This is a genomic window from Propionibacterium sp., assembly GCF_047719395.1.
Taxonomy (GTDB): Bacteria; Actinomycetota; Actinomycetes; order Propionibacteriales; family Propionibacteriaceae; genus Propionibacterium.
Genome location: NZ_JBDNTB010000019.1, coordinates 1 through 24,095, shown reverse-complemented (window position 1 = coordinate 24,095; position 24,095 = coordinate 1). Strand labels below are relative to the sequence as shown.

General features: G+C 66.3%; 21 protein-coding genes and 1 pseudogene. 18 read left to right on the top strand and 4 right to left on the bottom strand.

Annotation, left to right across the window (positions count from 1 at the left end):
• The first annotated feature begins 162 nt into the window (after positions 1-162).
• The 5 genes from groES (at position 163) to ABF648_RS05005 (ending at position 5,533) form a co-directional block, all read left to right on the top strand.
• On the top strand, positions 163-459 hold the full coding sequence (groES, locus tag ABF648_RS05025) for a co-chaperone GroES (RefSeq protein ID WP_415631197.1): 297 nt from the start codon (positions 163-165) through the stop codon (positions 457-459).
• Between the two features lie 19 nt (positions 460-478).
• A complete protein-coding gene (groL, locus tag ABF648_RS05020; protein ID WP_415631196.1) occupies positions 479-2,074 on the top strand; it encodes a chaperonin GroEL in 1,596 nt (531 codons plus the stop codon).
• A 177-nt stretch (positions 2,075-2,251) separates the two neighbouring features.
• Positions 2,252-3,796, top strand: coding sequence for an IMP dehydrogenase (guaB, locus tag ABF648_RS05015; protein ID WP_415631195.1), 1,545 nt, complete (start codon positions 2,252-2,254; stop codon positions 3,794-3,796).
• A gap of 301 nt (positions 3,797-4,097) precedes the next feature.
• Complete coding sequence (locus ABF648_RS05010) at positions 4,098-5,201, top strand: GuaB3 family IMP dehydrogenase-related protein (protein ID WP_415631194.1); 1,104 nt, start codon at positions 4,098-4,100, stop codon at positions 5,199-5,201.
• An 11-nt stretch (positions 5,202-5,212) separates the two neighbouring features.
• Positions 5,213-5,533: a chorismate mutase gene (locus ABF648_RS05005; RefSeq protein WP_415631216.1), complete on the top strand. Its 321-nt coding sequence runs from the start codon at positions 5,213-5,215 to the stop codon at positions 5,531-5,533.
• A gap of 16 nt (positions 5,534-5,549) precedes the next feature.
• Here the strand turns inward: ABF648_RS05005 and cysE are convergent, their stop codons facing one another.
• Complete coding sequence (cysE, locus tag ABF648_RS05000; protein WP_415631193.1) at positions 5,550-6,089, bottom strand: serine O-acetyltransferase; 540 nt, start codon at positions 6,087-6,089, stop codon at positions 5,550-5,552.
• A 135-nt stretch (positions 6,090-6,224) separates the two neighbouring features.
• On the opposite strand from cysE, the gene guaA reads away from it, so the two are divergent.
• Entirely contained in the window at positions 6,225-7,778 is a 1,554-nt protein-coding gene (guaA, locus tag ABF648_RS04995; RefSeq protein ID WP_415631192.1) for a glutamine-hydrolyzing GMP synthase, read from the top strand.
• Positions 7,779-7,799: 21 nt separating this feature from the next.
• On the opposite strand, the gene ABF648_RS04990 is transcribed toward guaA, so the two are convergent.
• A complete protein-coding gene (locus ABF648_RS04990) occupies positions 7,800-8,711 on the bottom strand; it encodes a substrate-binding domain-containing protein (RefSeq protein ID WP_415631191.1) in 912 nt (303 codons plus the stop codon).
• 160 nt (positions 8,712-8,871) lie between these two features.
• On the opposite strand from ABF648_RS04990, the pseudogene ABF648_RS04985 reads away from it, so the two are divergent.
• Together ABF648_RS04985 and ABF648_RS04980 are read left to right on the top strand one after the other, a co-directional pair.
• Positions 8,872-9,342: pseudogene (locus ABF648_RS04985) on the top strand (AbrB family transcriptional regulator); the annotation flags it as partial.
• A 3-nt stretch (positions 9,343-9,345) separates the two neighbouring features.
• Complete coding sequence (locus ABF648_RS04980) at positions 9,346-9,948, top strand: AbrB family transcriptional regulator (protein ID WP_415631215.1); 603 nt, start codon at positions 9,346-9,348, stop codon at positions 9,946-9,948.
• 263 nt (positions 9,949-10,211) lie between these two features.
• Here ABF648_RS04980 and ABF648_RS04975 read toward each other — a convergent pair whose 3' ends face one another.
• On the bottom strand, positions 10,212-10,502 hold the full coding sequence (locus ABF648_RS04975) for a PspC domain-containing protein (protein WP_415631190.1): 291 nt from the start codon (positions 10,500-10,502) through the stop codon (positions 10,212-10,214).
• Between the two features lie 232 nt (positions 10,503-10,734).
• On the opposite strand from ABF648_RS04975, the gene ABF648_RS04970 reads away from it, so the two are divergent.
• Entirely contained in the window at positions 10,735-12,141 is a 1,407-nt protein-coding gene (locus ABF648_RS04970) for a PspC domain-containing protein (protein WP_415631189.1), read from the top strand.
• Positions 12,138-12,839, top strand: coding sequence for a LuxR C-terminal-related transcriptional regulator (locus ABF648_RS04965; RefSeq protein ID WP_415631188.1), 702 nt, complete (start codon positions 12,138-12,140; stop codon positions 12,837-12,839). The genes ABF648_RS04970 and ABF648_RS04965 overlap by 4 nt, the downstream gene beginning before the upstream one ends.
• 52 nt (positions 12,840-12,891) lie before the next feature.
• On the opposite strand, the gene ABF648_RS04960 is transcribed toward ABF648_RS04965, so the two are convergent.
• Positions 12,892-14,157: a phospholipase D-like domain-containing protein gene (locus tag ABF648_RS04960; protein WP_415631187.1), complete on the bottom strand. Its 1,266-nt coding sequence runs from the start codon at positions 14,155-14,157 to the stop codon at positions 12,892-12,894.
• A gap of 50 nt (positions 14,158-14,207) precedes the next feature.
• Here ABF648_RS04960 and ABF648_RS04955 point away from each other — a divergent pair, with 50 nt between their 5' ends.
• The 8 genes from ABF648_RS04955 (at position 14,208) to ABF648_RS04920 (ending at position 23,893) form a co-directional block, all read left to right on the top strand.
• Positions 14,208-16,685, top strand: coding sequence for a UvrD-helicase domain-containing protein (locus ABF648_RS04955; RefSeq protein WP_415631186.1), 2,478 nt, complete (start codon positions 14,208-14,210; stop codon positions 16,683-16,685).
• A gap of 191 nt (positions 16,686-16,876) precedes the next feature.
• Complete coding sequence (gene sucC / locus ABF648_RS04950) at positions 16,877-18,073, top strand: ADP-forming succinate--CoA ligase subunit beta (protein ID WP_415631185.1); 1,197 nt, start codon at positions 16,877-16,879, stop codon at positions 18,071-18,073.
• 1 nt (position 18,074) lies between these two features.
• Positions 18,075-18,956: a succinate--CoA ligase subunit alpha gene (sucD, locus tag ABF648_RS04945; protein ID WP_415631184.1), complete on the top strand. Its 882-nt coding sequence runs from the start codon at positions 18,075-18,077 to the stop codon at positions 18,954-18,956.
• Between the two features lie 103 nt (positions 18,957-19,059).
• Positions 19,060-20,391: a DUF6350 family protein gene (locus tag ABF648_RS04940; protein WP_415631183.1), complete on the top strand. Its 1,332-nt coding sequence runs from the start codon at positions 19,060-19,062 to the stop codon at positions 20,389-20,391.
• 26 nt (positions 20,392-20,417) lie between these two features.
• Positions 20,418-21,038 carry a phosphoribosylglycinamide formyltransferase gene (gene purN, locus ABF648_RS04935; protein WP_415631182.1) on the top strand — a complete coding sequence of 207 codons (621 nt, stop codon included), beginning with the start codon at positions 20,418-20,420 and terminating at the stop codon, positions 21,036-21,038.
• A complete protein-coding gene (gene purH / locus ABF648_RS04930) occupies positions 21,031-22,584 on the top strand; it encodes a bifunctional phosphoribosylaminoimidazolecarboxamide formyltransferase/IMP cyclohydrolase (protein WP_415631181.1) in 1,554 nt (517 codons plus the stop codon). Before purN ends, purH begins: the two co-directional genes overlap by 8 nt.
• A gap of 20 nt (positions 22,585-22,604) precedes the next feature.
• Positions 22,605-23,465, top strand: coding sequence for a bifunctional methylenetetrahydrofolate dehydrogenase/methenyltetrahydrofolate cyclohydrolase (locus ABF648_RS04925; RefSeq protein WP_415631180.1), 861 nt, complete (start codon positions 22,605-22,607; stop codon positions 23,463-23,465).
• Positions 23,462-23,893 carry a DUF3017 domain-containing protein gene (locus ABF648_RS04920; protein WP_415631179.1) on the top strand — a complete coding sequence of 144 codons (432 nt, stop codon included), beginning with the start codon at positions 23,462-23,464 and terminating at the stop codon, positions 23,891-23,893. The genes ABF648_RS04925 and ABF648_RS04920 overlap by 4 nt, the downstream gene beginning before the upstream one ends.
• Positions 23,894-24,095: the final 202 nt, after the last annotated feature.

Sequence of the window (24,095 nt, the reverse complement as noted above, 5' to 3'; positions counted from 1 at the left end):
ACTCGGCTTGATCGAGTGCTAACAGGGGTATAGCGTAACTGCTGGCGCTCCCCACTGGAGAGTGCCAGTCCAGGGGATGGCACCGCGACGACGTCCCGCTGGTCGACAGACTGACAGTGCGCCGTACAACCGGCGCTTGACTAGTGAAGAAAGGGGTTTGACGTGGCCACCACGATCAAGCCGCTCGAGGACAGGGTCCTCGTTCTGCCTCTGGAAGCCGAGACCACCACTGCTTCGGGCCTGGTGATCCCCGAGACCGCCAAGGAGAAGCCGCAGGAGGGCAAGGTCATCGCTGCCGGCCCCGGTCGCGTCGATGACAAGGGCGTTCGCGTCCCCATGGACGTCAAGGTCGATGACGTCGTCATCTTCTCCAAGTACGGCGGCACCGAGGTCAAGTACAACGGCGAGGACTACCTGCTGCTGAATGCCCGCGACATCCTCGCGGTTGTCGAGAAGTAACAAGGGCGGGTAGAGATATATGGCTAAGCAGCTTCAGTTCGACGAGGCAGCCCGGCGGTCCCTCGAGGCCGGCGTCGACACCCTCGCCAACACTGTCAAGGTGACGCTGGGGCCCAAGGGCCGCTACGTCGTCCTCGACAAGAGCTACGGCGCTCCGACCATCACCAACGACGGCGTCACCGTCGCCAAGGAGGTCGAGCTCACCGATCCCTATGAGAACCTCGGCGCACAACTGGCCAAGGAAGTCGCCACCAAGACCAATGATGTGGCCGGCGACGGCACCACCACCGCCACTGTGCTCGCCCAGGCTCTGGTTCACGAGGGCCTGCGTGCAGTGGCCTCCGGCACCAACCCGATCGGTCTCAAGCGCGGCATTGACAAGGCCGTGGCTGCCATCACCACGTCGCTGCACAAGGTGGCCCGTGAGGTGCAGACCACCGACGACATGGCGAATGTCGCCACCATCAGCTCGCGTGACGAGCAGATCGGCAAGACGATCGCCGATGCCTTCGACAAGGTGGGCAAGGACGGCGTCATCACCGTCGAGGAGTCCCAGACCTTCGGCACCGAGCTCGAGTTCACCGAGGGCATGCAGTTCGACAAGGGCTACATCTCCCCCTACTTCGTGACCGACCAGGATCGCATGGAGGCGGTGCTCGAGGATCCTTACATCCTCGTCCACGACGGCAAGATCTCCGCCATGAACGACCTGCTCCCTCTGCTGGAGAAGGTCATCGCCGCCAAGGGTCAGCTGGTGATCATCGCCGAGGACGTCGACGGTGAAGCACTGTCCACCCTCGTGGTGAACAAGATCCGTGGCACCTTCACCTCCGCCGCCGTCAAGGCCCCTGCCTTCGGTGACCGCCGCAAGGCGATCATGGAGGACATCGCGATCCTCACCGGTGGCCAGGTCGTCACCGACACCGTCGGGCTCAAGCTCAGCGATGTCGGCCTCGAGGTGCTCGGCAGGGCTCGCCGTGTCGTCGTCTCCAAGGACAGCACGACGATCGTCGAGGGTTCCGGCAAGGCCGAGGATGTGCAGGCTCGCGTCAAGCAGCTGCACGCCGAGATCGAGAACTCCGACTCCGAGTGGGACCGCGAGAAGCTCAACGAGCGGGTCGCGAAGCTCGCCGGTGGCGTCTGCGTGATCAAGGTCGGCGCTGCCACCGAGGTGGAGCTGAACGAGAAGAAGCACCGCATCGAGGACGCCGTGTCCGCCACGCGCGCCGCGATCGAAGAGGGCATCGTCGCCGGTGGTGGCGCTGCGCTCGTGCACGCAGGCTCTGGTCTGGATGATCTCGGCCTGTCCGGCGACGAGAAGGTCGGCGTGCAGATCGTCAAGAAGGCCATCGTGGAGCCGGCTCGCTGGATCGCCGAGAACGGTGGCGAGCAGGGTTACGTCATCGTCTCCAAGATCACCGAGCTCGGTGACAACGAGGGCTACAACGTGACCACCGGCAAGTACGGGAATCTCATCGACGCCGGCGTCATCGACCCGGTGAAGGTGACTCGTTCCGCCCTGGCCAATGCCGCCTCCATCGCCAGCCTGCTGCTCACCACCGAGACCCTCGTGGTGAACAAGCCGGACGACGACGAGGACGACGCTGCCAAGTGAGCCAGGCTCACTAGCAACACGGTTCCACTCTCGGGCCGTCGCTCGGTCACCTGAGTTGCATCACACACTGTGGGCTCCGCTTCGGCGGGGCCCACAGTCGTTTCTGGGTCGGCAGGCACATCGCTCGGGTGGGTAGGATGTCGGCACTGTCACTCACTTGGTCGGAAGGGCTCGCAGATGGGCGAAACGTCGGATCTCAACAATGCAGGATTGTCTCCGGCAGGCGTGCCCGAACCCTTCGCCACGTTGGGTCTGACCTTCGATGATGTGCTGCTCCAACCCCGCGAATCAGATGTCATCCCCTCCGAGGTGGACACCACCGCGCGGGTGACCAGGCGCATCAAGATCCGGCTGCCGCTGCTGTCGGCTGCCATGGACACCGTCACCGAGTCCAGGCTGGCCATCGCGATGGCGCGCGAGGGCGGGCTGGGCATCATCCACCGCAACCTGTCGATCGCCGATCAGGCCAGGATGGTCGACCGGGTGAAGCGCTCCGAGGCCGGCATGGTCGTCGAGCCCATCACCATCGGCCCCGACGAGACCATCGCCGACGCCGACGAGCTGTGCGGCAACTTCCACATCTCCGGCATCCCGGTGGTGGACGCCGACGGCCTGCTGGTCGGTATCATCACCAACCGCGACATGCGCTTCGAGAACGATCCCACCCGGCTGGTGCGTGAGGTGATGACGAAGATGCCGCTCGTCACCGCACCGGTCGGCATCAAGCGCGAGGACGCCCTCCAGCTGCTGGCCACCCACAAGATCGAGAAACTGCCGCTGGTCGACAACCAGGGCAAGCTCACCGGCCTCATCACGCTGAAGGACTTCGTCAAGTCCGACAAGTTCCCGCTGGCGTCCAAGGATCCCGACGGCCGGCTGCGGGTCGGGGCCGGCGTCGGTGTCTTCGGAGATGCCTGGGAGCGCGCGATGTCCCTGGTGGAAGAGGGTGTCGACGTGATCGTGGTCGACACCGCGCACGGCCACTCCAAGGCCGAGATGGACTTCATCCGTCGACTCAAGGCCGAGCCGCGCGCCGCGGAGGTGGACATCATGGGGGGAAATGTGGCTACCCACGAGGCGGCCAAGGCGTTGTGCGAGGCGGGCGCCGACGGCGTGAAGGTGGGTGTCGGTCCTGGTTCCATCTGCACCACCCGGGTGGTTGCCGGGGTGGGCGTGCCGCAGGTGACCGCCATCCACGAGGCTGCCCGGGCCTGCCGCCCGTTCGGGGTGCCAGTGGTCGGTGACGGCGGGCTGCAGTACTCCGGCGATATCGCAAAGGCGCTGGTGGCAGGGGCGGACACCGTGATGCTCGGCTCGCTGCTCGCCGGCTGCGATGAGAGCCCGGGCGAGCTGGTCTTCATCAACGGCAAGCAGTTCAAGCAGTACCGCGGCATGGGCTCGCTGGGTGCGATGGCCACCCGCGGACGCACCATGAGCTACTCCAAGGACCGCTATTTCCAGGCAGATGTTGCCTCCAACGACAAGATCGTTCCCGAGGGGGTGGAGGGCCAGGTGCCCTACCGTGGCCCGCTCGGCGCGGTGGTCTACCAGCTGGCGGGTGGCCTGCACCAGGCGATGTTCTATTCCGGGGCGCGCACCATCGACGAGCTGCAGCGCAATGGCCGGTTCGTGCGGATCACCTCCGCCGGGCTGCGCGAGAGCCACCCGCACGACATCCAGATGACGGTGGAGGCACCCAACTACGCCGGGCACAACGACTGAGCAGCATCGCCTGATCCGGTCGGTGGCAGCGCCTGGCTCCACACCGTCCGGAATCCATCGCTCGAGCGCCATGGGACGACCGAATCGTTCGTGAGGCTCGTCGCGCGCCGGATTCTGCACGGATCGCCCTGGTGCACCACTGCACCGGCCGTGCCGTAGGCGACCAGAACTGGCGGGAACCGGCATCGGGGGAGGGACTCGCGTACCCCACCGGTTCAAGGGATGGTGTCGCCCGCCCATCACCAGTCACTAGACTGAACAACCGCGCCGGGGTGCGCCCGGATGCTGATCGGAGACTTCCATGTACGACATCGGACGCAGCAAGCGCGCTCCGAAGGCCTTCTCTCTCGACGATGTTGCCATCGTCCCGTCGCGGCGGACGCGTGACCCGGAGCTGGTCAACCTCTCCTGGAAGATCGATGCCGTCGAATTCGACTTCCCGCTGATGGCTGCTCCGATGGACTCGGTGATGAGCCCGGACACCGCGATCGCCTTCGGCAAGCTCGGCGGTCTGGGTGTGCTGAACCTCGAGGGCCTGTGGACCCGCTACGAGGATCCCTCCCCGCTGTACGACGAACTCGCCACCGTCCCCGACGCCGTCGAGGCCACCCGGCGGATGCAGAAGATCTACTCCGAGCCGATCAAGACCGAACTCATCACTGCACGCCTCAAGCAGATCCGCGATGCGGGCGTGCCGGTGGCCGGAGCTCTCTCCCCGCAGCGCACCCAGGAATTCTCCAAGGTCGTCGAGGCTGCCGGCGTCGACTTCTTCGTGATCCGGGGTACCGCGGTCTCCGCCGAGCACGTGGCCCGCTCCGGTGAGCCGCTCAACCTCAAGAAATTCATCTACGACCTCGATGTGCCGGTCATCGTCGGCGGCTGCGCCAGCTACCAGACGGCGCTGCACCTGATGCGCACCGGAGCCGCAGGCGTGCTCGTCGGCTTCGGTGGCGCCGCCTCCTCGACCACCCGGCAGGTGCTGGGCATCGAAGTGCCGATGGCTTCGGCCATCGCCGATGTTGCAGAGGCTCGCCGCGACTACCTGGACGAGTCCGGAGGCCGTTATGTGCACATCATTGCCGACGGTGCGATGGGCCAGTCGGGTCACATCGCCAAGGCCATCGCCTGCGGTGCCGACGCCGCCATGATCGGCGGTCCGCTGGCCCGCGCTGTCGAAGCTCCCGGCAAGGGCTGGCACTGGGGCGCCGAGGCCTGGCACGAGACCCTGCCGCGCGGACGCCGGGTGCGCTACGAGTCGGTCGGCACCCTGGAGGAGGTCGTGGTCGGGCCGAGCTCCGTGACCGATGGCACGATGAATCTGGTCGGCGCGCTGCGCCGCTCGATGGCCTCCTCGGGGTACCAGGACATCAAGGAATTCCAGCGCATCGAGCTGGTCATCCGCTGAGCGGGCCCATGATGACCGATGACTCGCAGGCCGGGGGCGCCGAGGAGAACATTCCTCCCGAGCTGAACACCCTGCGCAACTCCATCGACAATCTCGATGCCGCTGTGATCCACATCATGGCCGAACGTTTCAAGATCACCCAGCGGGTGGGGGAGTTGAAGGCCGAACTCGGGCTGCCGCCATCGGATCCGGCCCGTGAACAGGTACAGATCGCAAGGCTGCGCACATTGGCCGAAGACTCTCACCTCGACCCCGAGTTCGCCCAGAAGCTGCTGGCCTTCATCGTCTCCGAAGTGGTCCGCCACCACACGGAAATTGCGGAGAAAAAATAGGCCGGGGTTCCCCGGCTCAGGCGACCACGTCGCCCGGGCGCACCTCGGAGGGCACCCCGATGACCACCGCGCCCGGCGCGACATCCTTCACGACAAGCGCATTCGCGCCGATCTTGGCGTCTGCTCCGATGACGATGTCGCCGATGACCTTGGCCCCGGCGCCAATCAGTACCCTGTTGCCGATGGTGGGGTGACGCTTGAAGTGGCCGCGGGCCCGGCCGCCGAGGGTGACCTGGTGGTACATCAGCACGTCATCGCCGACGACGGCCGTCTCGCCGATCACCACGCCCATGCCATGGTCGATGAAGAAGCGCCGCCCGATGGTCGCACCGGGATGAATCTCGATGCCGGTCATGAAGCGCGCGAACTGGCTGAGCACACGGGCGGGGAAACGCAGCACCAGCGAGCGATTCCACATCCTGTGGGCCAGCCGGTAGGCCCAGATGGCGTGCAGTCCCGAGTAACAGACCATGATCTCGAAGCTGGAGCGGGCCGCGGGGTCCTCACGCTTGGCCGCCTTGAGGTCCTCGTCCAGTCTGGCCAGAACATGCCGCATCGAGATTGTCACCTGTTCATCAAAGCGAGATTGTGCCGCACCGACAAGCGATACCAGCAACTGGCCTCCCACCTCCGGCCCGCGACGGCTCTGGCGTGATGCGGGCCGGGGCGCCAGGAGCAATAGACTCGCCCCATGCCCACAAGCCACGATCTTGTGCTGGTTGTCGACTACGGTGCGCAGTACGCGCAGCTCATCGCCCGGCGCGTCCGCGAAGCACATGTCTATTCCGAGATCGTCCCGCACACCATGCCGGTGAGCGAGATGGCCGCCAAGCGGCCCACCGCGGTGATCCTGTCCGGGGGCCCAGCCTCGGTGTACGCCGAGAATGCCCCGCAGGTCGACCCGGCTCTGTTCGACGTCGGTATCCCGGTCTTCGGTATCTGCTACGGCTTCCAGGCCATGGCTGTGGCGCTCGGTGGCACCGCGGAGCGCACCGGGGAATCAGAATTCGGGCGCACCAGCGTGGTCGTCGAGCGCACCGGGGTCCTGCTGGACGGACTGGACGGCACCGAGTCGGTGTGGATGAGCCACGGAGACGCCGTGACGCTCGCACCCGCGGGCTTCACCACGCTGGCACGCAGCGTCGGGGCGCCGGTGGCCGCCTTCGAGGACACCGGCCACAAACTGGCCGGCGTGCAGTGGCATCCGGAGGTGGTGCACACCCAGCACGGCCAGCAGGTGCTTGAGCACTTCCTGTTCGACATCGCCGGCTGCAAGGGCGACTGGACGAGTTCCTCGATCGTCGACGACCAGATCGCAGCGATCCGCGCCGAGGTCGGTGACCGCAGGGTGCTGTGCGCGCTGTCCGGCGGCGTGGACTCCGCAGTCGCGGCGGCTCTGGTGCAGCGCGCCATCGGCGACCAGCTCACCTGCGTCTTCGTCGACCACGGCCTGCTGCGAGCCGGTGAGGCCGATCAGGTCAAGCACGACTTCGTCGACGTCACCGGGGTTGACCTCGTGGTTGCCGAGGAATCCGAGCGTTTCATCGGGGCCCTCGAGGGTGTCACCGAGCCGGAGCAGAAGCGAAAGATCATCGGGCGCGAGTTCATCCGATCCTTCGAGGACGCCGCCCGTCAGATCGCCGGTGACAAGGGCATCGACTTCCTCGTGCAGGGCACTCTCTACCCGGACGTGGTGGAATCCGGCGGCGGCGACGGCGCGGCCACCATCAAGAGCCACCACAATGTCGGCGGCCTGCCCGAGGACCTGAAGTTCACCCTCATCGAGCCGCTGCGCACCCTGTTCAAGGACGAGGTGCGGGCCGTCGGCACCGAGCTCGGCCTGCCCGACTCGATGGTCTGGCGCCAGCCCTTCCCGGGCCCGGGGCTCGGCATCCGCATCATCGGCGAGGTCACAGCCGAGCGCCTGGCGCTGCTGCGCGACGCCGACGCCATCGCACGCGAGGAACTCACCGCGGCCGGGCTGGACCGCCAGGTCTGGCAGATGCCGGTGGTGCTGCTGGCCGGTGTGAACTCGGTGGGTGTGCAGGGTGACGGACGCACCTACGGTTCGCCGATCGTGCTGCGGCCGGTGAGCTCCGAGGACGCCATGACCGCCGACTGGTCGAGGCTGCCCTATGAGGTGCTGGAGAAGATCAGCACCCGGATCACCAACGAGTGCCGTCAGATCAACCGCGTGGTGCTCGACATCACATCCAAACCGCCGGCGACCATCGAGTGGGAGTGATGCAGCAGCGATGAGGCCCCGCTAGCCGATGGCCACGATCCTGCCCATCTCGCTCGTGTCGTAGCCGCCGAGCCCCGCGAACTCCTCGCGGAGCAGGCCCGACTCCAGGATTCCCATCATGACCTGCACCGGGCGTGTGTCGAAGTTCTCCTGCTTGACGACCAGGTCGTACCTTTCGCGCTGGAGTGGCACGAAGTCGACGCCCTCGACCTGACGGGCGATCTTCTCACTGCCGACGGCGACATCGGCCCTCCCGCGAGCCACTGCACTCGCGACGGCGATGTGCGACTGGACCTCCGTCGCGTAACCCTTGATCTCATGCGGGTCCGCCCCGAGGAGTTCCAGGTGTTCGTCGAGCAGGACGCGCGAGCCGGCGCCCTTCTCCCTGTTCACCATGGTCACACCCGGATTGAGCAGGTCGCTCCATGCTTGGAGGTGCTTGGGATTGCCCCTCGCCACGTAGAGGCCCTGGTTGCGGTAGGTGAGGTTGATGACCACGGTCGGCACCGCCGGCAGCAGCCGCTTCACATAGGGCACGTTGTACTCATCCGATGCGCTGTCCCACAGATGGGCGCTGGCCACCTGCACGGAGTCCTTGTACAGCGCGGTGAGCGCGTCGTAGCTGCCGATGTAGGCGCGCAGGGAATCGATGCCCGCCTGTGCCACGTAGTTGGACAGCACGTCGAGGATGATGTCCTGCCCGCAGATGACGAACCGGTCCATGCCCCGGTTCGACGGCGAGGTCGTCTCGGGGACGTGCACCTTCTTCGACGACGAAATGTAGGCCTGCACGTCGGCATAGGTGAAGCGGAGTTTTCGACCCACCGTGTATGAGTTCAGCGTGCCCTTGTTCTTCAGGGCGTACACGGTGTTGCGGCTGACCTGCAGGATCTCGGCCACCTCATCCACGCTGAGCCCGTCGTCGTTGCGCATGCGCATCTCCCCGTCAACTTCCCGTCGATCCGATGACGTGTGATGAATTGGTGTGAAACGGTAGGAGACCGGCCCATTCCATCACAGCACGTTCCACCTGACCCATTGTGGGCCATAGAATCCCTCCGTCCACTCCGCCCCGAAGGGAACTGCGACACACCAGATGGAACTGGCAGCGAAACTCGTGCTGACCCTGGCCGTCGGCACCGGCTGCGGCTTTCTGTTCAGGCGACTCAAGGTACCGGCCGCCTTCATGATCGGTGCCTTCGCAGGGGTTTCGTGCCTCAATGTCGTCCTGGGCTGGGCATGGGTCCCGCATGACACGGGTACGGCCGTGCAGGTCATCGCGGGCGCGTTCGTGGGCTGTTCGATGGAACGCAGCGATGTCGTGCGCCTGCGAACCATCGGCGGTGCCGTTGGGCTCATGCTCGTCTCGTTCCTCGTGCTGTTCATCGCTCTCGGGTTCGCCATCTGGGCCGCGACTCCGCTCGACCTGGTGACCTCGCTGATGTCCGTGGTGCCCGGGGGCATCAACGACACACCGATCGTCGCCGCGGACATGGGCGCCGATGCACCAGTGGTGGCAGTGCTTCAACTGGTGCGCCAGGTCCTGGGCATCGGCCTGTTCCCGCTGATGATCGCGACCTTCGACAGGTCACGGACGACGCGAGGCTTCGCCGATGCCCGCGGGGACCAGCACACGGGCGAGGAGCAGCGTGTCAGGTCGACGCAGAAGTCGTGGCAGGCGCTTTCCGTGACCGTTGTCGCGGCCACCGCGGCTGGTCTGCTCGGCAAGGCCACCGGTGTACCGGGCTTCACGTTCTCATCCGCCATCGTCGCGGCGTTGGTCCTCAAGCTCTGCTTCGATTTCGCATACCTGCCCAAAGGGGTGAAGAAGGCCTGTCAGATCGTGGCCGGCAGCTACCTGGGCACGCTGCTGACCGTGAGCGGGTTGAGGTCCATGGGCCGGCTCGTCGTCCCCATCGTCATTGTGGTGGTGGGTTACACCGTCAACTGCTTCGCCACCGGGAGGCTGGAGAGCAGGCTCCTGGGCTACGGGCGCAAGGAGGGCATGCTCATCGCATCCCCCGCTGGTGCCTCCGACATGGCGCTGATCATCGAGGACCTCGGTGTGGACAACACCGACGTCATCATCATGCAGGTGGTGCGCGCCATCGTCGTCATGGCCGTGTTCCCGCAGATCGTCAATGCGATCTGCCTGTTCACGGGAACATGAAGTCAAGCATGGAGCCATCAATGCGATGGAACCAGTGGAAGACTGTGTTCTCGAGGAATTCTTGATTGCGCAAACAGGGAATTGCGCTAACAGGGAAATGATGGCGATCAACGATATTATTCCGTGGAATCCACCGCACACCTGTTGAGGCGCAGCAATGAGCAAGGGCGCTCACATCGAAGCGCGTCCATCGACTCGGGCCATGGCATCCTTCCAGTGGTGCAACTGGGCGCAGATTCAGATGCACCACTGGAAGTCAGCATTCACTTCTCGGAGTAGGGGTCGAAGGTGTCCTCGGAACCGTTGCCGCCACGCTTGAAGTTCCTGAACGCATGCATGAGCGAGTCGAAACCCCGGGAGCCATCGTCCTGGTCGGGCAGCAGCAGCCACCCGGCGAGGTAGAGCACCACGGCAGTGCCGAAAGTGATCAGCGCCAGGATGATGAACACCAGACGCACGATGTTGGGGTCGACCCCCAGGTACTCACCGATGCCTCCGGCGACACCGGCAATCATGCGGTGGTCCCTGCTCCTCACGAGTTTCTTCTCGCTCATGGTGATTCCCCTTCTGCATTTCGTGATTCTCGCCGGCGATGTTCCGGCCGGTCCTGTGGTCGTGCTGTATCGGTCTTCGACGCGGAGCGGCCGAAGGCACGGTTCCAGTCTGGCCTTCGCCCGGGCCGGATATTCGCTGATCGACCCCGGTTCTTCCCCCTCACTTGGGGTTCTCAGCTCGCGGTGCTGTGGGCCGCCACGGTGAGCTTGCCGGCTGTGCGAGTCTGGAGGAGTGCATCGAGACCACAAGAGGCCGCGCTGGTGGCGGTTCCGCGGCAAAGCAGCGCTGAATCTGCCTGCCGCCCCGGCGCTGGAGCCAGGTGTCTCGAAGGCACCCTCGCCGATTCGGCGTGATGAGGGCCTCGAGGGTGACTCGGCAGAGTCGGGTGCCAGGCGTGACAAGCACCGCTCGTCGGGGCGTTCGGGTCTGGTGAGACGCCGCGAGGGCCACTGGTTGGGTGGCGTGTGCACGGGTATCGCACAGCATTTCGGCTGGCCGGTGTGGGTGGTGCGGATGTGCGTGGTCGCGTTGTCCCTGATCGATTATCTCGGGGTGGTCCTCTACGCGGCGCTGTGGATGCTGCTTCCCGAACAGTCTCCCCGACCCGAATCCCCGGGCCTGGCCGCAGCCCGGCGCGCCGGAATGCGTCGTGCTCCCAAGGTCAGGAGCGGTGGAACCCCTGTGGGTCTGACGGTGGCGGCGGTTGTGCTGTGCGCCGGCCTGCTCCTGCTCGGCCGAGCCATCGTTTTCGGGCCCGGCAACAGCTTCTTCTGGCCGATAGTGCTGGCGGTGGTGGGCGTCGCGCTGGTCTGGCGGCAGGCCGGGGACGCCGACGACGAGAAGACCGACCTGCCTCGCTGGCTCGCACCGCTGGTGAGCAGCGCGCGCTGGGCCTACCTGCTGCGCATGGGCCTGGGAATGCTGCTGGTGGGAGCCGCCCTGTGGTTGGCGGTCTATTCCCAGGTGAGTGGGCCGAATCTCCCCTCCGTGATGGCCGTTGCGGCGCTCACCCTGGTGGGCTTCGTCATCGTGGCGGCGCCGTGGATCAACCAGATGCGCACAAATCTCAACCAGGCCAGGGAGGAGAAGCTGCTCGCCGACGCAAGGGCCGACATGGCGGCGCACCTGCACGATTCGGTGCTGCAGACCCTGGCGCTCATCCAGCGTCAGGCCGACGACCCGAAGATGGTCGCGCAGCTGGCCCGCCGACAGGAGCGGGAATTGCGGTCCTGGCTCTACGGCGACCAGCCTGGGCCAAAGGCCTTCCACGCCGCGCTGGTGTCCGCCGGTGCAGAGGTGGAGGATGCCAGGGGTGTGCCGGTGGAAGTGGTCTGCGTCGGCGATGCCGCCATGACGCCCGGTCTGGAGGCCACCATCAACGCCGCCAAGGAGGCCATGATCAATGCGGCCAAGCATTCCGGTGCTGCGAAGGTCGATGTCTATGCCGAGGTTGACGTCGAGTCTGTCGAGGTCTTCGTCCGGGATCGCGGCCGGGGCTTCGACATCGAGGGAATCGGAGTCGACAGAATGGGTGTGCAAAGATCAATCATCGAGCGCATGGAGCGCCACGGTGGCAGCGTCCGGATCCGAACCGCCCCCGGCGAGGGCACCGAGGTGAGATTGGAGATGTCACGATGAACAGCGTTCCTGATGACCAGGCCGGCGCCGAGACGGGCGAGCGGACGCGTCCCTGGCGAATCGTGCTCGTCGACGACCATGCGATCTTCCGTGCAGGGGTGCAGCACGAATTGATGGCTGCGGCGCCCGATCAGGTGGATGTGGTGGGCGAGGGCGAGGATGTCGCCAGTTCGGTCGCCGTGATCACCGAGACGACTCCTGATGTGGTGCTGCTTGACGTGCACCTGCCGGGCGGCGGTGGCGCTGAGGTGGTCACCCAGGTTCACAAGACACTGCCCGATGTCACATTCCTCGCGCTGTCGGTCTCCGATGCCGCTGACGATGTCATCGGCGTCATCCGCGCCGGTGCACGCGGCTACGTCACCAAATCGATCAGCACCTCGGATCTCGTCGAGGCCATCGACCAGGTGGCCACCGGCGACGCGGTGTTCAGCCCCAGACTGGCCGGTTTCGTGCTGGATGCGTTCAGCGGTTCGATCTCGGTGGAGAGCGTGGACGAGGATCTGGACCGGCTGAGCCAGCGTGAGCGGGAAGTGATGAAGCTCATCGCTCGCGGTTACACCTACAAGGAGGTTGCCCGGGAATTGTTCATCTCGATCAAAACCGTCGAGACGCATGTGTCGAGCGTCTTGCGCAAACTCCAGCTGTCCAACCGCCACGAACTCACCAAGTGGGCCACCGACCGCAAACTCGTCTAGCCAGCCGCACTGCCCGGAGTTGGGACCATCGCCGGCCTGAGAGGGCCGGCTGTCAGAAGAAGGGTCGCCAGGGCGCCAGCAGGCATTCGGTGGCTTTCGCCACCAAGGAGCGCTGCAACCAGTGCTGCAGGTCCATTTCGTGGGAGTTCGACAGATCGGTGAGGAAGAGCTGCTCGAGGGCCTCGGCCACTTCGGGGCTGCGGATCTCGGCGTTCACCTCGTAGTTGCCCAGCAGGCTGAGCCGATCAAGGTTGGCGGTGCCGATCGTCGACCACTCGCCGTCGATGGTCGCAGTCTTCGCATGGATCATGGCGTTCTCGAACAGGAATAACCGGATACCGTCGCGCAGCATCCCGTCGTAGAAGGTTCGGGACAACCAGTCGGAGATGACATGATTCGACTTGGCCGGGACGAGGATGCGCACATCCACCCCCCGGGCGGCGGCGCGGCCCAGCGCGGTGCGAAAATCCTCGTCCGGGATGAGGTAGGCAGTGGTGAGCCAGATGTTCTTCTCAGCCCGGTCGATCGCCTCGAGGTACATGTTGCGAATCGGGAACACGGCCAGCCGCGGCGTATTGCGCTGCACGGTGATGTTGCCGTTCCACGCCCGGCCGGCGACCGTCGGCAGCTCGCCCTTGTAGGTGCGCATCGGCGAGGCCTGGATCGGCAGCATGTGCGCAGGCCGCAGATTCCAGTACGCGACGAAGGCATTCTCCAATTCGCGCACGGACGGCCCGATGACGCGGGCGTGTGTGTCGCGCCAGTATTTGGCGTAGTCATCGCCGATGTTGTAGCCACCCACATAGGCCACCTCGTGGTCCACGACGAGAAGCTTGCGGTGATCGCGTCCCATATTGCGTGGGCGCCAGAACGCCACGGACTGCACGAGCGGGTGCTTCTTGACATGAATGTTCGGCGGCATCCGGAAGAAGAACGGATCCACCACGAGGTTCGCGAACACGTCATAGACGATGTAGACATCGACTCCACGGTCCGCCGCCGCGATGAGCGCGTCCTTGAATTTGTGCCCGACCTCGTCGGCCTTCCAGATGAATGACTCGAAGTGGATGGTGCGCTGGGCACTGTCGATCGACTTCAGCATGTCTGCATAGAGCTTCTCGCCATAGCCATAGACGGCCACCTTGTTGCGACCGGCGTCGACTTCCATGGTGTCGTGGATGGGGAAGCTGGGCTCATTGGCTCGTCGCTTGCGCACCGCGTCGGCTGCGATCAGGGCTCCGGCTGCGGCGCACTGCGCCCCGAACAAGCCCAATACGATATTTCTCACGACGCGAGGCGCCTGTTCCCGCAATGGCATGGGGTCACCTTATCGGTCTGCAGCGGCATCGCGCCTAGTCTTGAGAGGCCATGACTGAGCCCACCAGCACCAATCCCTTCGCCGAGTTCGGCAGACAACTCGACCACCTCGCCGCACCCGGTATCGGTGCGACCCCGGTGGGTGCTGTCGCCGAGGGCATTGATCCGTTGCTGGAGGGGCTCAATCCGCCCCAGTGCGAGGCGGTGCTGCATGAGGGTGCGCCGGTGCTGGTGGTGGCCGGTGCCGGCTCGGGCAAGACGCGGGTGCTCACCCACCGCATCGCCTGGTTGATCGGGCGGCGCAGCGCCGCGCCGGGCTCGATCCTCGCCATCACCTTCACGAACAAGGCCGCCGCTGAGATGCGCAGCCGGGTCGGTGCGCTGGTCGGTCGCGCGGCTCGTGCGATGTGGGTGTCCACCTTCCATTCCGCCTGCGTACGGATACTTCGCTCCGAACTCGCCGAGGCGCCGGAGATCGGGCTGCGGCGCAGCTTCACGATCTACGACGACACCGACACCAAGCGCCTGATGGGCCTGGTGCTGCGCGACCAGAACCTCGACGTCAAGCGTTTCCCGCCGCGAGCCGTCGTCAACTGGGTGAGCAATGCCAAGGACGAGCTGCTCACCCCCGCGATGACCGAGGAACGTGCCTCCACCGGCAACGACGAGCTGTATGCCGGGGCCTACGAGGAGTACCAGCGACGGCTGGTGGCGGCCAATGCCGTCGACTTCGACGACCTCATCATGGTCACCGTCGGGCTGCTGCAGACCCATCCGGAGATCCGCGAGGAGTACCGGCGGCGTTTCCGCCATGTGCTCGTCGACGAGTACCAGGACACCAACCATGCCCAATACATGCTCATCCGCGAGTTGTGCGGCCCGAACCCCGGCCCCGACAACGGCTACCAGATCTCCCCGCCGGAGCTGATGGTGGTGGGCGACTCCGACCAATCCATCTACGCCTTCCGCGGCGCCGATGTGCGCAACATCCTCGATTTCGACGAGGACTTCCCGGGAGCCAGCACGATTCTGCTGGAGCAGAACTACCGCTCCACGCAGACCATCCTCTCGGCGGCCAATGCCGTCATCAAGAACAATTCCGATCGCCCCGCCAAGAAGCTGTGGAGCGACTCCGGCGACGGCAGGAAGATCGTCGGTTACACGGCGGACTCCGAGCAGGACGAGGCCCGCTGGGTGGCCGAGCAGATCGACCAGATGCATGACAAGGGCATCGGCGAATACCGCGATGTCGCCGTGTTCTATCGCACCAATGCCCAGTCCCGCCCGCTGGAGGAGGTCTTCATCCGGCTGGGATTGCCCTACCGCGTGGTGGGTGGCGTGCGCTTCTACGAGCGTCGCGAGATCCGCGATGCGCTGGGTTATCTGCGGGCGGTCGCCAATCCCGCCGACGACGTCTCGGTGCGGCGCGTGCTCAATGTGCCCAAGCGAGGGATCGGAGCACGCGCCGAAGCCGCCCTGGAGGTCTTCGCCGCCAACGAGCGGATTCCCTTCGCGCAGGCGATCGATCGGGTCGCGGAGGTGCCCGGCATGGCCACCCGATCGCGTCACCAGGTGGAGGCCTTCGGCTCACTGATGCGCGGGCTTCGCGCACTGGCCGGATCCGGCGCGCCGGCCGACGACGTGCTGGCGGCCGTGCTCAAGGACTCCGGGCTGATCGACGAGCTGAAAGCCTCCACCGATCCCCAGGACGAGACGCGCGTGGAGAATCTGGTGGAATTCCTCGCCGTGGCCCAGGAGTTCGTCTCCCAGGCGCACAGCGTGGATCTCTCCGCCGGACTGCGGCCCGATGGAGAGGGTGCCAGCGACCCGGGTGAGCTGGCCGACGAGCTGATCGGCGGCATGATCGATGCGGATGATTCGCTGGGCGCCTTCCTGGAGAGGATCGCGCTGGTTGCCGATGCCGATCAGATTCCTGACGCCGACCCGGATTCGCCCGGCGTGGTGACGCTCATGACCTTGCACACGGCCAAGGGACTCGAGTTCGACAATGTCTTCCTCACCGGCATGGAGGACGGCATCTTCCCGCACATGCGGGCGCTCGCCGACACCGCAGAACTCGCCGAGGAGCGCCGGCTGGCCTATGTGGGGATCACCCGGGCACGCACCAGGCTGTATCTCACCAGGACGATGGTGCGCTCGGTGTGGGGCAAGCCGCAGGCAAACCCGCCGAGCCGCTTCCTGGACGAGATCCCCGGGGAACTGATCGACTGGAAGCGCACCGGCAGCCAGATCGCCGGCTGGGCGTCCACCGCCTCGGAGCGGTGGACCAGCGCGCGGCGCGCGGCGGAGTCCGACGGGCCGATCTTCGGCTCGGGTCGTGGCGCTCTGCCGGGTGGGCGCAGGATCGCCTCCCTGGATCCCGGCGACAGGGTGCTGCACTCCACCTTCGGACTGGGTACGGTGGTGGCCACCAAGGGTGCCGGTGACACTGCGCAGGCAGACATCGATTTCGGATCGGGCGGAGTGAAACGCCTCGCGCTGCGCTTCGCGCCCCTGGAGAAGCTCTGAGTGAATGACCCCTGATTTCTCGGCATCCCGGCCTGTGAATCATGGTTTTCCCGCCGAAGTCTGGGGTGGGCGCGCTGGCGTGGCTATTGTCGGAGTGGGGCCCGTCCGGGCTCCCGACTGGTGCTCGGTCAAGGACGAACGGCACCTTTCACCCGCCGGCCACTGATGGCCGCGAACCCAGGAGAGGCGCAGTGGACCTCTACGAATTCCAGGCACGGGAACTGCTGGTCGCGCACGGGGTGCCGGTGCCGCGGGGCCGTCTGGCTCGCACTCCGTTGCAGGCTCGTCAAGCCGCCCGACAGCTCGGCATGCCCGTCATCGTCGTCAAGGCCCAGGTGAAAACCGGTGGCCGCGGCAAGGCCGGGGGGGTCGAGGTGTGCCATGGCGGCGATGAAGCCCAGCAGGCCGCCGAGCGCATCCTCGGCATGGACATCAAGGGCCACGTCGTGCACTCCGTGCTGGTGGTCGAGGGTGTCGACATCGCCGCCGAGTACTACTTCTCATTGCTCATCGACCGCGCGGAGCGGCGCTGGCTCGCGCTGTGCTCGGTGCAAGGCGGCATGGACATCGAGACCCTCGCCCGCGAGCACCCCTCGGAGCTCGCGCGGGTGGCGGTGAGCCCGGCACAGGGCATCAGCCGGGCGAAGGCCCGTGAGATCGTCGTAGCCGCAGGTTTCGATCCGTCCTTGCGCGACAGCATCGCCGAGATACTGGTGAGTCTGGGTGAGGTCTTCGTCTCCGAGGACGCCACCCTTGTCGAGGTGAATCCACTGGTCCTCACCGGTGCTGGCCAGGTGCTGGCCGCCGACGCCAAGGTCAGCCTCGACGACAACGCGTTCTTCCGGCACCACGATCACAAGCAGTTCGTCGACACCTCGGGCGAGGATCCGCTGGAGCTGCAGGCGAAGGCGCGCGGGCTGAACTATGTGCGCCTGGATGGTGAGGTGGGGATCATCGGCAACGGCGCGGGGCTGGTGATGAGCACCCTCGACGTGGTTGCCGCAGCGGGGGCGGATCTACCGGGCGGCCCGAAACCGGCGGATTTCCTGGACATCGGGGGCGGGGCCTCGGCCGAGGTGATGGCCGCGGCTCTGGAGACCGTTCTGGCCGATCCGAATGTGCGCTCGATCTTCGTCAACGTCTTCGGCGGGATCACCGCCTGCGACGAGGTGGCCAATGGCATCGTGCAGGCCGTCGGCATGGTCGGCGGGCTGCCAGTCCCCGTGGTGGTGCGCCTGGACGGCAACAGCGTCGAAGAGGGCCGGGAAATCCTGCGGGATTTCGCAGATCCGGCGATCACACTCGTCGACACGATGGACGAGGCGGCGCGGCGGGTGGCCGAACTCGCGGTGACGGACACGGCTGCAGCCGATGCGGGGAGGTCCTGAGATGGCGATCTGGCTGAACGAGGGCTCCAGGATCATCGTCCAGGGCATCACCGGTGCCGAGGGCAGCAAGCACACCCGCCGAATGGTCGCCGGAGATTCGCCGCTGCTCGGCGGGGTGACTCCGGGCAAGGGCGGCTCGACGATCGAGGCGCACGGCAGGCAACTACCGGTATTCGACACCGTGCACGAGGCCGTCGATGCCACCGGCGCCAATGTCTCGGCCATCTTCGTGCCCCCTGCGCGCACTGCGGACGCCGTGATGGAAGCAGTCGGGGCGGGCATCGGGCTGATCGTGTGCGTCACCGAGCGCGTCCCGGTGCAGGACAGCTCGCGCTTCGTGGAGGCCGCACTGGACGCCGGCGTGCGATTGATCGGGCCGAACTGCCCGGGCATCATCTCTCCCGGCATCGCCAATGCCGGGATCATCCCCGGGGGCATCGCGCGGCGCGGGCACATCGGCCTGGTCTCGAAATCGGGAACCCTGACCTACCAGCTCATGAAGGAGGTCGGCGATCTGGGCATGAGTACCGCCGTCGGCATCGGCGGTGATCCGGTGATCGGCACCACCCACATCGACGCACTGGCCGCTTTCGAGGAGGATCCCGAGACCGAGGCGATCGTGATGATCGGCGAGATCGGCGGCGACGCGGAGGAGCGTGCTGCGGCATTCATCGCTGACCATGTCACCAAGCCGGTGGTCGGCTATGTGGCCGGGTTCACTGCACCCGAGGGACGCACCATGGGCCACGCGGGTGCCATCGTCTCGGGCAGTTCGGGCACTGCCGAAGCGAAGAAGGCTGCCCTGGAGGAAGCCGGGGTCACGGTTGGGCGCACGCCCAGCGAGACGGCCCGGCTGATGCGCGAACTGGTCCGCGCGGGCTGAACCCCGAACGAGTCAGCACTGAAGCCGAGTGGGGCGGGTCGCTGGCCCGGTGGACCCTGGCTGGACAGGTATCGTGGCCGCGATGGTCTGGCGGGAGATGGCGATGAGCGCGCACGAAACTGGCACAGCCACTGGCGAGGATGACGCGCCAGACCCCAAGGGCCGCGGGCCGCAAGGACTCGTGGCGCTGCCATGGCGGATGGCGAGCGTGCTCGCTGCCGTCGTGGTCGCTGCCGCCGGCTGGCTCATCGTGCTCGCCTTCTGCTCGCTGGTCTGGCTCGGCGATGACGCCGGGACCAGCTACCAGCAGGTACTGGAGGTCTCGACGCAGTTCTGGCTGCTGGCCAATGGCGTCCCTGCGTCCCTCGACGGCGTGAGAGTCAGCCTGGTGCCACTGGGGCTCAGCGCAGTCATCGTCGTCATGGTTGCCTCTGCTGTGTCGGCCATCGCCCGGAAAGCGGTCCTGAGCCGTGGGGCCACCAGCACAGGGGTCCGCAGCAATGAGGACAGTGGGGCTCTCGCGGGCAGTTCCGGTGCCTTCGCGCTGCGCCTGGCGGCGTGGTTTGCGATCCCCTATCTGGTGATCCTCGGCCTGTGCACCAATCTGCTCGGGCATCCGCAGAGCACCGGCCCAGCGATCCTGGGTGGTTTGCTGGTCGGGGGAGTCGTCAGTCTTCTCTCGGCAGGGCGGACGCTCCACTGGCGGGCCACCGGGCTGAGCCAGGGCGGCTGGATGTCGGGCGTGCTGGCAGGTGTCCTCGCCGCCGCGGCGGCCCTCGTCATCGTCGCTGCTGTGGTCCTCGGCGGGTCACTGCTGACTCACCAGCGTGATGTCATCGGCATCCACCAGCAGCTGGCCCCCGGCGGATTCGGTGGCATCATGCTTGCCCTGCTGCAGGTGATGTGGATCCCCAATGAGGTGCTGTGGACCATGTCCTGGCTGCTCGGAGCCGGATTCACCGCCGGTGCCGGCACACTGTTCAGCCCTACTGCGAGCCATCCCGGCCAGCTGCCTGCCATTCCGATGCTCGGCGCACTGCCCACCGGTGCGCACAGCTCGGCCCTGGGATTGGTTTGGTTCCTCGCCGCTGCGGTGGCTGGCGCGTTGGGCGGTGCGGTGGCCGTGAGGGCACGGCGTGACGCAGTGGCTCGCCGGCTTCCGCCCGGAACGGTCGGGCATGACAGCGCAGCGCTGCTGGGCCTGGTGGTGGGTCTCCTCACCGCCGTCCTGGTCTGCTTCGCCGAATTGCTCGCCAAGGGAGGATTCGGTGAACAGCAGCTTGCCGGGCTCGGTGCGTCGATGCCGCACCTGGTCGTCCTCGCGCCCTGCGTTCTGGGCGCCGGCGCAATGATCGGTGGCTATCTCACCTCCGTCCTGTCGCACCCCGACATGGGTTCCGATGACGAATCCGCGCCAGCGCGCCCGGAGGACTGAACCTCGGCATGGCTAAGCTGTGCTGTGTGACATTCCGCGTGGTCGTCCTCGTGTCCGGCGCGGGCACCCTGCTCCAAGCCCTGCTCGATGCCGAGCGGGACGGGCGGCTGGACGCCGATGTGGTCGCTGTCGGTTCGGAGATTCCTGATTGCCCGGGCATGGCGCGGGCCCGTGATGCCGGCGTACCCGCCTTCGCGGTGCCCATGCCGACCCTGCTGCGTCGCGGCTCTGCCGAGCGGCTGGCCTGGGACGAGGAATTCGCAGACGCCGTCGCCGCCTACGAGCCCGATCTCATCGTGCTGGCGGGGTTCATGAAACTGTTCGGTGAGCCATTCATGAACCGCTTCCGGGGCCGAATCGTCAACTCCCACCCGGCGCTGCTGCCAGCCTTCCCCGGCGCCCATGCCGTCCGGGACGCCCTGGCGGCAGGCGTCACGAGCACCGGCGCCACCATCTTCTGGGTCGACGACGGCGTCGATTCCGGAACCATCATCACCCAGCACTCAGTACCCGTCGAACCCGGTGACGACGAGGCGAGTCTGCACGAACGCATCAAGGTGACAGAGCGCGACATGCTCGTGCGCACCGTCAATTCATTGGCAGCCGGAAATGCACAAAGCAGCGACGGAAAGGCAACAGATGACTGATTCCACCCGCAATCCCATCAAGCGCGCCCTGGTCAGCGTGTACGACAAGACCGGACTGGAAAAACTGGGGCGCATGCTCGCGGACGCCGGGGTGGAAATCGTCTCCACCGGTTCCACAGCGAAGAAACTCGCTGACTCTGGTGTGCCGGTCACCCCGGTGGAGCAGATCACCGGATTCCCGGAGTGCCTCGACGGCCGCGTCAAGACCCTGCACCCGGCCGTGCACGCAGGGCTGCTCGCCGACCGCCGCCTGGAGAGCCACCGCAATCAGCTCGACGAACTGGGCATCAAGCCCTTCGACCTGGTGGTCTCCAACCTCTACCCCTTCACCCAGACCGTCGCCTCGGGCGCCGGCTTCGACGAGTGCATCGAGCAGATCGACATCGGCGGACCGTCCATGGTGCGTGCCGCTGCGAAGAATCATCCCTCGGTGGCGATCATCACCAGCGCGGACCAGTACGGGGAACTGTACGACGCGCTGGGGCGTGGCGGTTTCACGCTCGACCAGCGCCGCACCCTGGCTGCCAAGGCCTTTGCCCACACCGCCGCCTACGACGCCGCAGTGGCCGGCTGGCTGGCAGCCCAGACCACCGACGAGGGCATGCCCGAGTTCGTCGGGCTGGCCGCCCGCAAGGTGAGCGACCTGCGCTACGGCGAGAACTCCCACCAGGCTGCTGCCGTCTACGCCGCCGAGGGAAGCGCCCCAGGCCTGGTCGGCGCCGAGCTGCTCAATGGCAAGGCCATGAGCTACAACAACTACACCGACACCGATGCGGCACGCCGGGCGGCCTACGACTACGACGAGCCGGCCGTGGCGATCATCAAGCACGCCAACCCCTGCGGCATCGCAATCGGCTCCGACATCGCCGAGGCGCACCGCAAGGCACATGCCTGTGATTCGCTGTCGGCCTACGGCGGCGTCATCGCAGCCAACCGCACGGTCACCCTGGCGATGGCCGAACAGGTCAAGCCGATCTTCACCGAGGTGATCGTCGCTCCCGGCTTCGAGCCTGCTGCCCTCGAACTGCTGCAGCACAAGAAGAATCTGCGCATCCTGGTGGCCGAGGACTACCGCTTCGAGCCCTCCCAGTGGCGCGAGATCTCCGGGGGCCTGCTGGTCACCGAGCCCGACAAGCTCGACGCGCCCGGCGATGATCCGTCGAACTGGGCCTTGATGGCCGGTGAAGCTGCCGACGAGGCCACCATCGCCGATCTGCTGTTCGCCTGGAAGGCCTGCCGTTCAGTCAAGTCCAATGCCATTCTGCTCGCCCATGACGGCGCCTCGGTGGGCGTGGGCATGGGCCAGGTCAACCGCGTCGACTCCTGCAAGCTGGCCATCGAGAGGGCTGGCGCCCGTGCCAAGGGTTCGGTCGCCGCATCGGATGCCTTCTTCCCCTTCTCCGACGGGCCGCAGCTGCTGCTGGATGCGGGCATTCGTGCCATCGTCGAACCGGGCGGATCGATCCGCGACGAGCAGACCATCGAGGCCGCCAAGAAGGCCGGCGTCGCGCTGTACTTCACCGGCAACCGGCACTTCTTCCACTGATCGGCGCTGAGGAGCAATCAATGACCGCAGGGAAACTGGACGGCAAGGCCGCCGCGGCCCAGATCAAGGCAGAGCTCAAGACACGCGTCGAGGCTCTCAGGGACAAGGGGATCGTGCCCGGCCTGGGCACGATCCTGGTCGGGGACGATCCTGCCTCCCACATCTATGTCAACGGCAAGCACCGGGACTGCGAGCAGGTGGGCATCGAATCGTTCCGCGTCGATCTGCCCGCCGATGCCACCCCCACCCAGGTTGAGCGATCCATCCGGGTTTTCAACGACTCGGCGTTGTGCACCGGATACATCGTGCAACTTCCGCTGCCCCCGCAGATCGACTCGCATTGGGTGCTGGAGCTGATCGACCCCGACAAGGATGCAGACGGCATCACCTCCGACAGCCTCGGCCGGCTCGTGCTGGGCCAGCCAGGGCCGATGCCGTGCACCCCACGCGGCATCGTGGAGCTGCTGCGGCGAAATGACATTTCCTTGGAGGGCGCAGATGTCTGCGTCGTCGGCCGCGGTATCACCGTGGGCCGCCCGCTGGCCCTGCTGCTGTCGGGACGCGATGTCAATGCAACGGTCACCCAGTGTCACACCGGAACCCGCGATCTCGCCGAGAAGACGCGCAGTGCGGATGTCGTCATCGGTGCGGCCGGTCATCCGGGTCTCATCACGGCGGACATGATCAAGCCCGGCGCAGTGGTCGTCGATGTCGGTGTGACAAGGGTTGACGGTAAGCCGGTCGGTGATTTTTCGGCGGACGTCTGGGATGTCGCCAGTTATGTCACACCCAATCCCGGCGGAGTGGGCCCGATGACCCGCGCCATGCTGCTGGCCAATGTGGTGGACAGGGCCGAGCAGAACGTCAACCAGGTGCAGTGACAGCGCCGAATGATCGCGACGGCCTGTTCGACCACATCGAGCCGCCGCGTGATGCCGTGCCGGGGAGTTCTGCTGAGCCTCCGGCCGAACCGGCAGTCACACCTGTGATCGGACACCCGGAACCGGTATCGGCTGTGACGGGGCAGGCGAGGCACGAACTCGGCCCGTTGTGGAGGGAATGGCCACTGCTGAGCTGTCTGGTGATCTTCACCGCAGGCATCGTGGTGGCAGGTGCCGGGCACTGGCGACGCGGCGCGGTCCTGATGGGTGCTGCAGCGGTGTTCGCCGGGGTGCTGCGTCTGGTGCTGCCACCGAAGGTGGCCGGCCTGCTCCAAGTCCGCCGACGCTGGTTCGACGTACTGGCCATGCTGCTCGGCGGCATTGTGATGTGCGTGTTGTCGATCCTGGTGCCGCCCCAGCAGGGATGAGCCCACACAAACGGCAGTGAGTGCACATCGCTTGCCCGAGCCCTCAGCGCAGCTCATGGAGGCATGGACCGGCGGAAACACAGGTGGGGGGGGGGGGGGGGCGGGGGGGGGCCGGGGGCGGGCCGGCCGGGGGGAGGGGGGCACACAGTGCGGCAGACGCGGCGCGCCCGGCGCGGAGCGGGCGGGGGGGGTGGGGGAGCGG

Coding starts and splice junctions, on each gene's coding strand:
- guaA (WP_415631192.1), top strand. CDS start 6,225: ATGCCCACAAGCCACGATCTTGTGCTGGTTGTCGACTACGGTGCGCAG.
- ABF648_RS04940 (WP_415631183.1), top strand. CDS start 19,060: ATGAGCGCGCACGAAACTGGCACAGCCACTGGCGAGGATGACGCGCCA.
- purH (WP_415631181.1), top strand. CDS start 21,031: ATGACTGATTCCACCCGCAATCCCATCAAGCGCGCCCTGGTCAGCGTG.
- groL (WP_415631196.1), top strand. CDS start 479: ATGGCTAAGCAGCTTCAGTTCGACGAGGCAGCCCGGCGGTCCCTCGAG.
- ABF648_RS04960 (WP_415631187.1), bottom strand. CDS start 14,157: ATGCCATTGCGGGAACAGGCGCCTCGCGTCGTGAGAAATATCGTATTG.
- ABF648_RS05010 (WP_415631194.1), top strand. CDS start 4,098: ATGTACGACATCGGACGCAGCAAGCGCGCTCCGAAGGCCTTCTCTCTC.
- sucD (WP_415631184.1), top strand. CDS start 18,075: ATGGCGATCTGGCTGAACGAGGGCTCCAGGATCATCGTCCAGGGCATC.
- guaB (WP_415631195.1), top strand. CDS start 2,252: ATGGGCGAAACGTCGGATCTCAACAATGCAGGATTGTCTCCGGCAGGC.
- ABF648_RS05005 (WP_415631216.1), top strand. CDS start 5,213: ATGACCGATGACTCGCAGGCCGGGGGCGCCGAGGAGAACATTCCTCCC.
- ABF648_RS04990 (WP_415631191.1), bottom strand. CDS start 8,711: ATGCGCAACGACGACGGGCTCAGCGTGGATGAGGTGGCCGAGATCCTG.
- ABF648_RS04980 (WP_415631215.1), top strand. CDS start 9,346: ATGATCGCGACCTTCGACAGGTCACGGACGACGCGAGGCTTCGCCGAT.
- ABF648_RS04955 (WP_415631186.1), top strand. CDS start 14,208: ATGACTGAGCCCACCAGCACCAATCCCTTCGCCGAGTTCGGCAGACAA.
- ABF648_RS04965 (WP_415631188.1), top strand. CDS start 12,138: ATGAACAGCGTTCCTGATGACCAGGCCGGCGCCGAGACGGGCGAGCGG.
- ABF648_RS04975 (WP_415631190.1), bottom strand. CDS start 10,502: ATGAGCGAGAAGAAACTCGTGAGGAGCAGGGACCACCGCATGATTGCC.
- cysE (WP_415631193.1), bottom strand. CDS start 6,089: ATGCGGCATGTTCTGGCCAGACTGGACGAGGACCTCAAGGCGGCCAAG.
- ABF648_RS04925 (WP_415631180.1), top strand. CDS start 22,605: ATGACCGCAGGGAAACTGGACGGCAAGGCCGCCGCGGCCCAGATCAAG.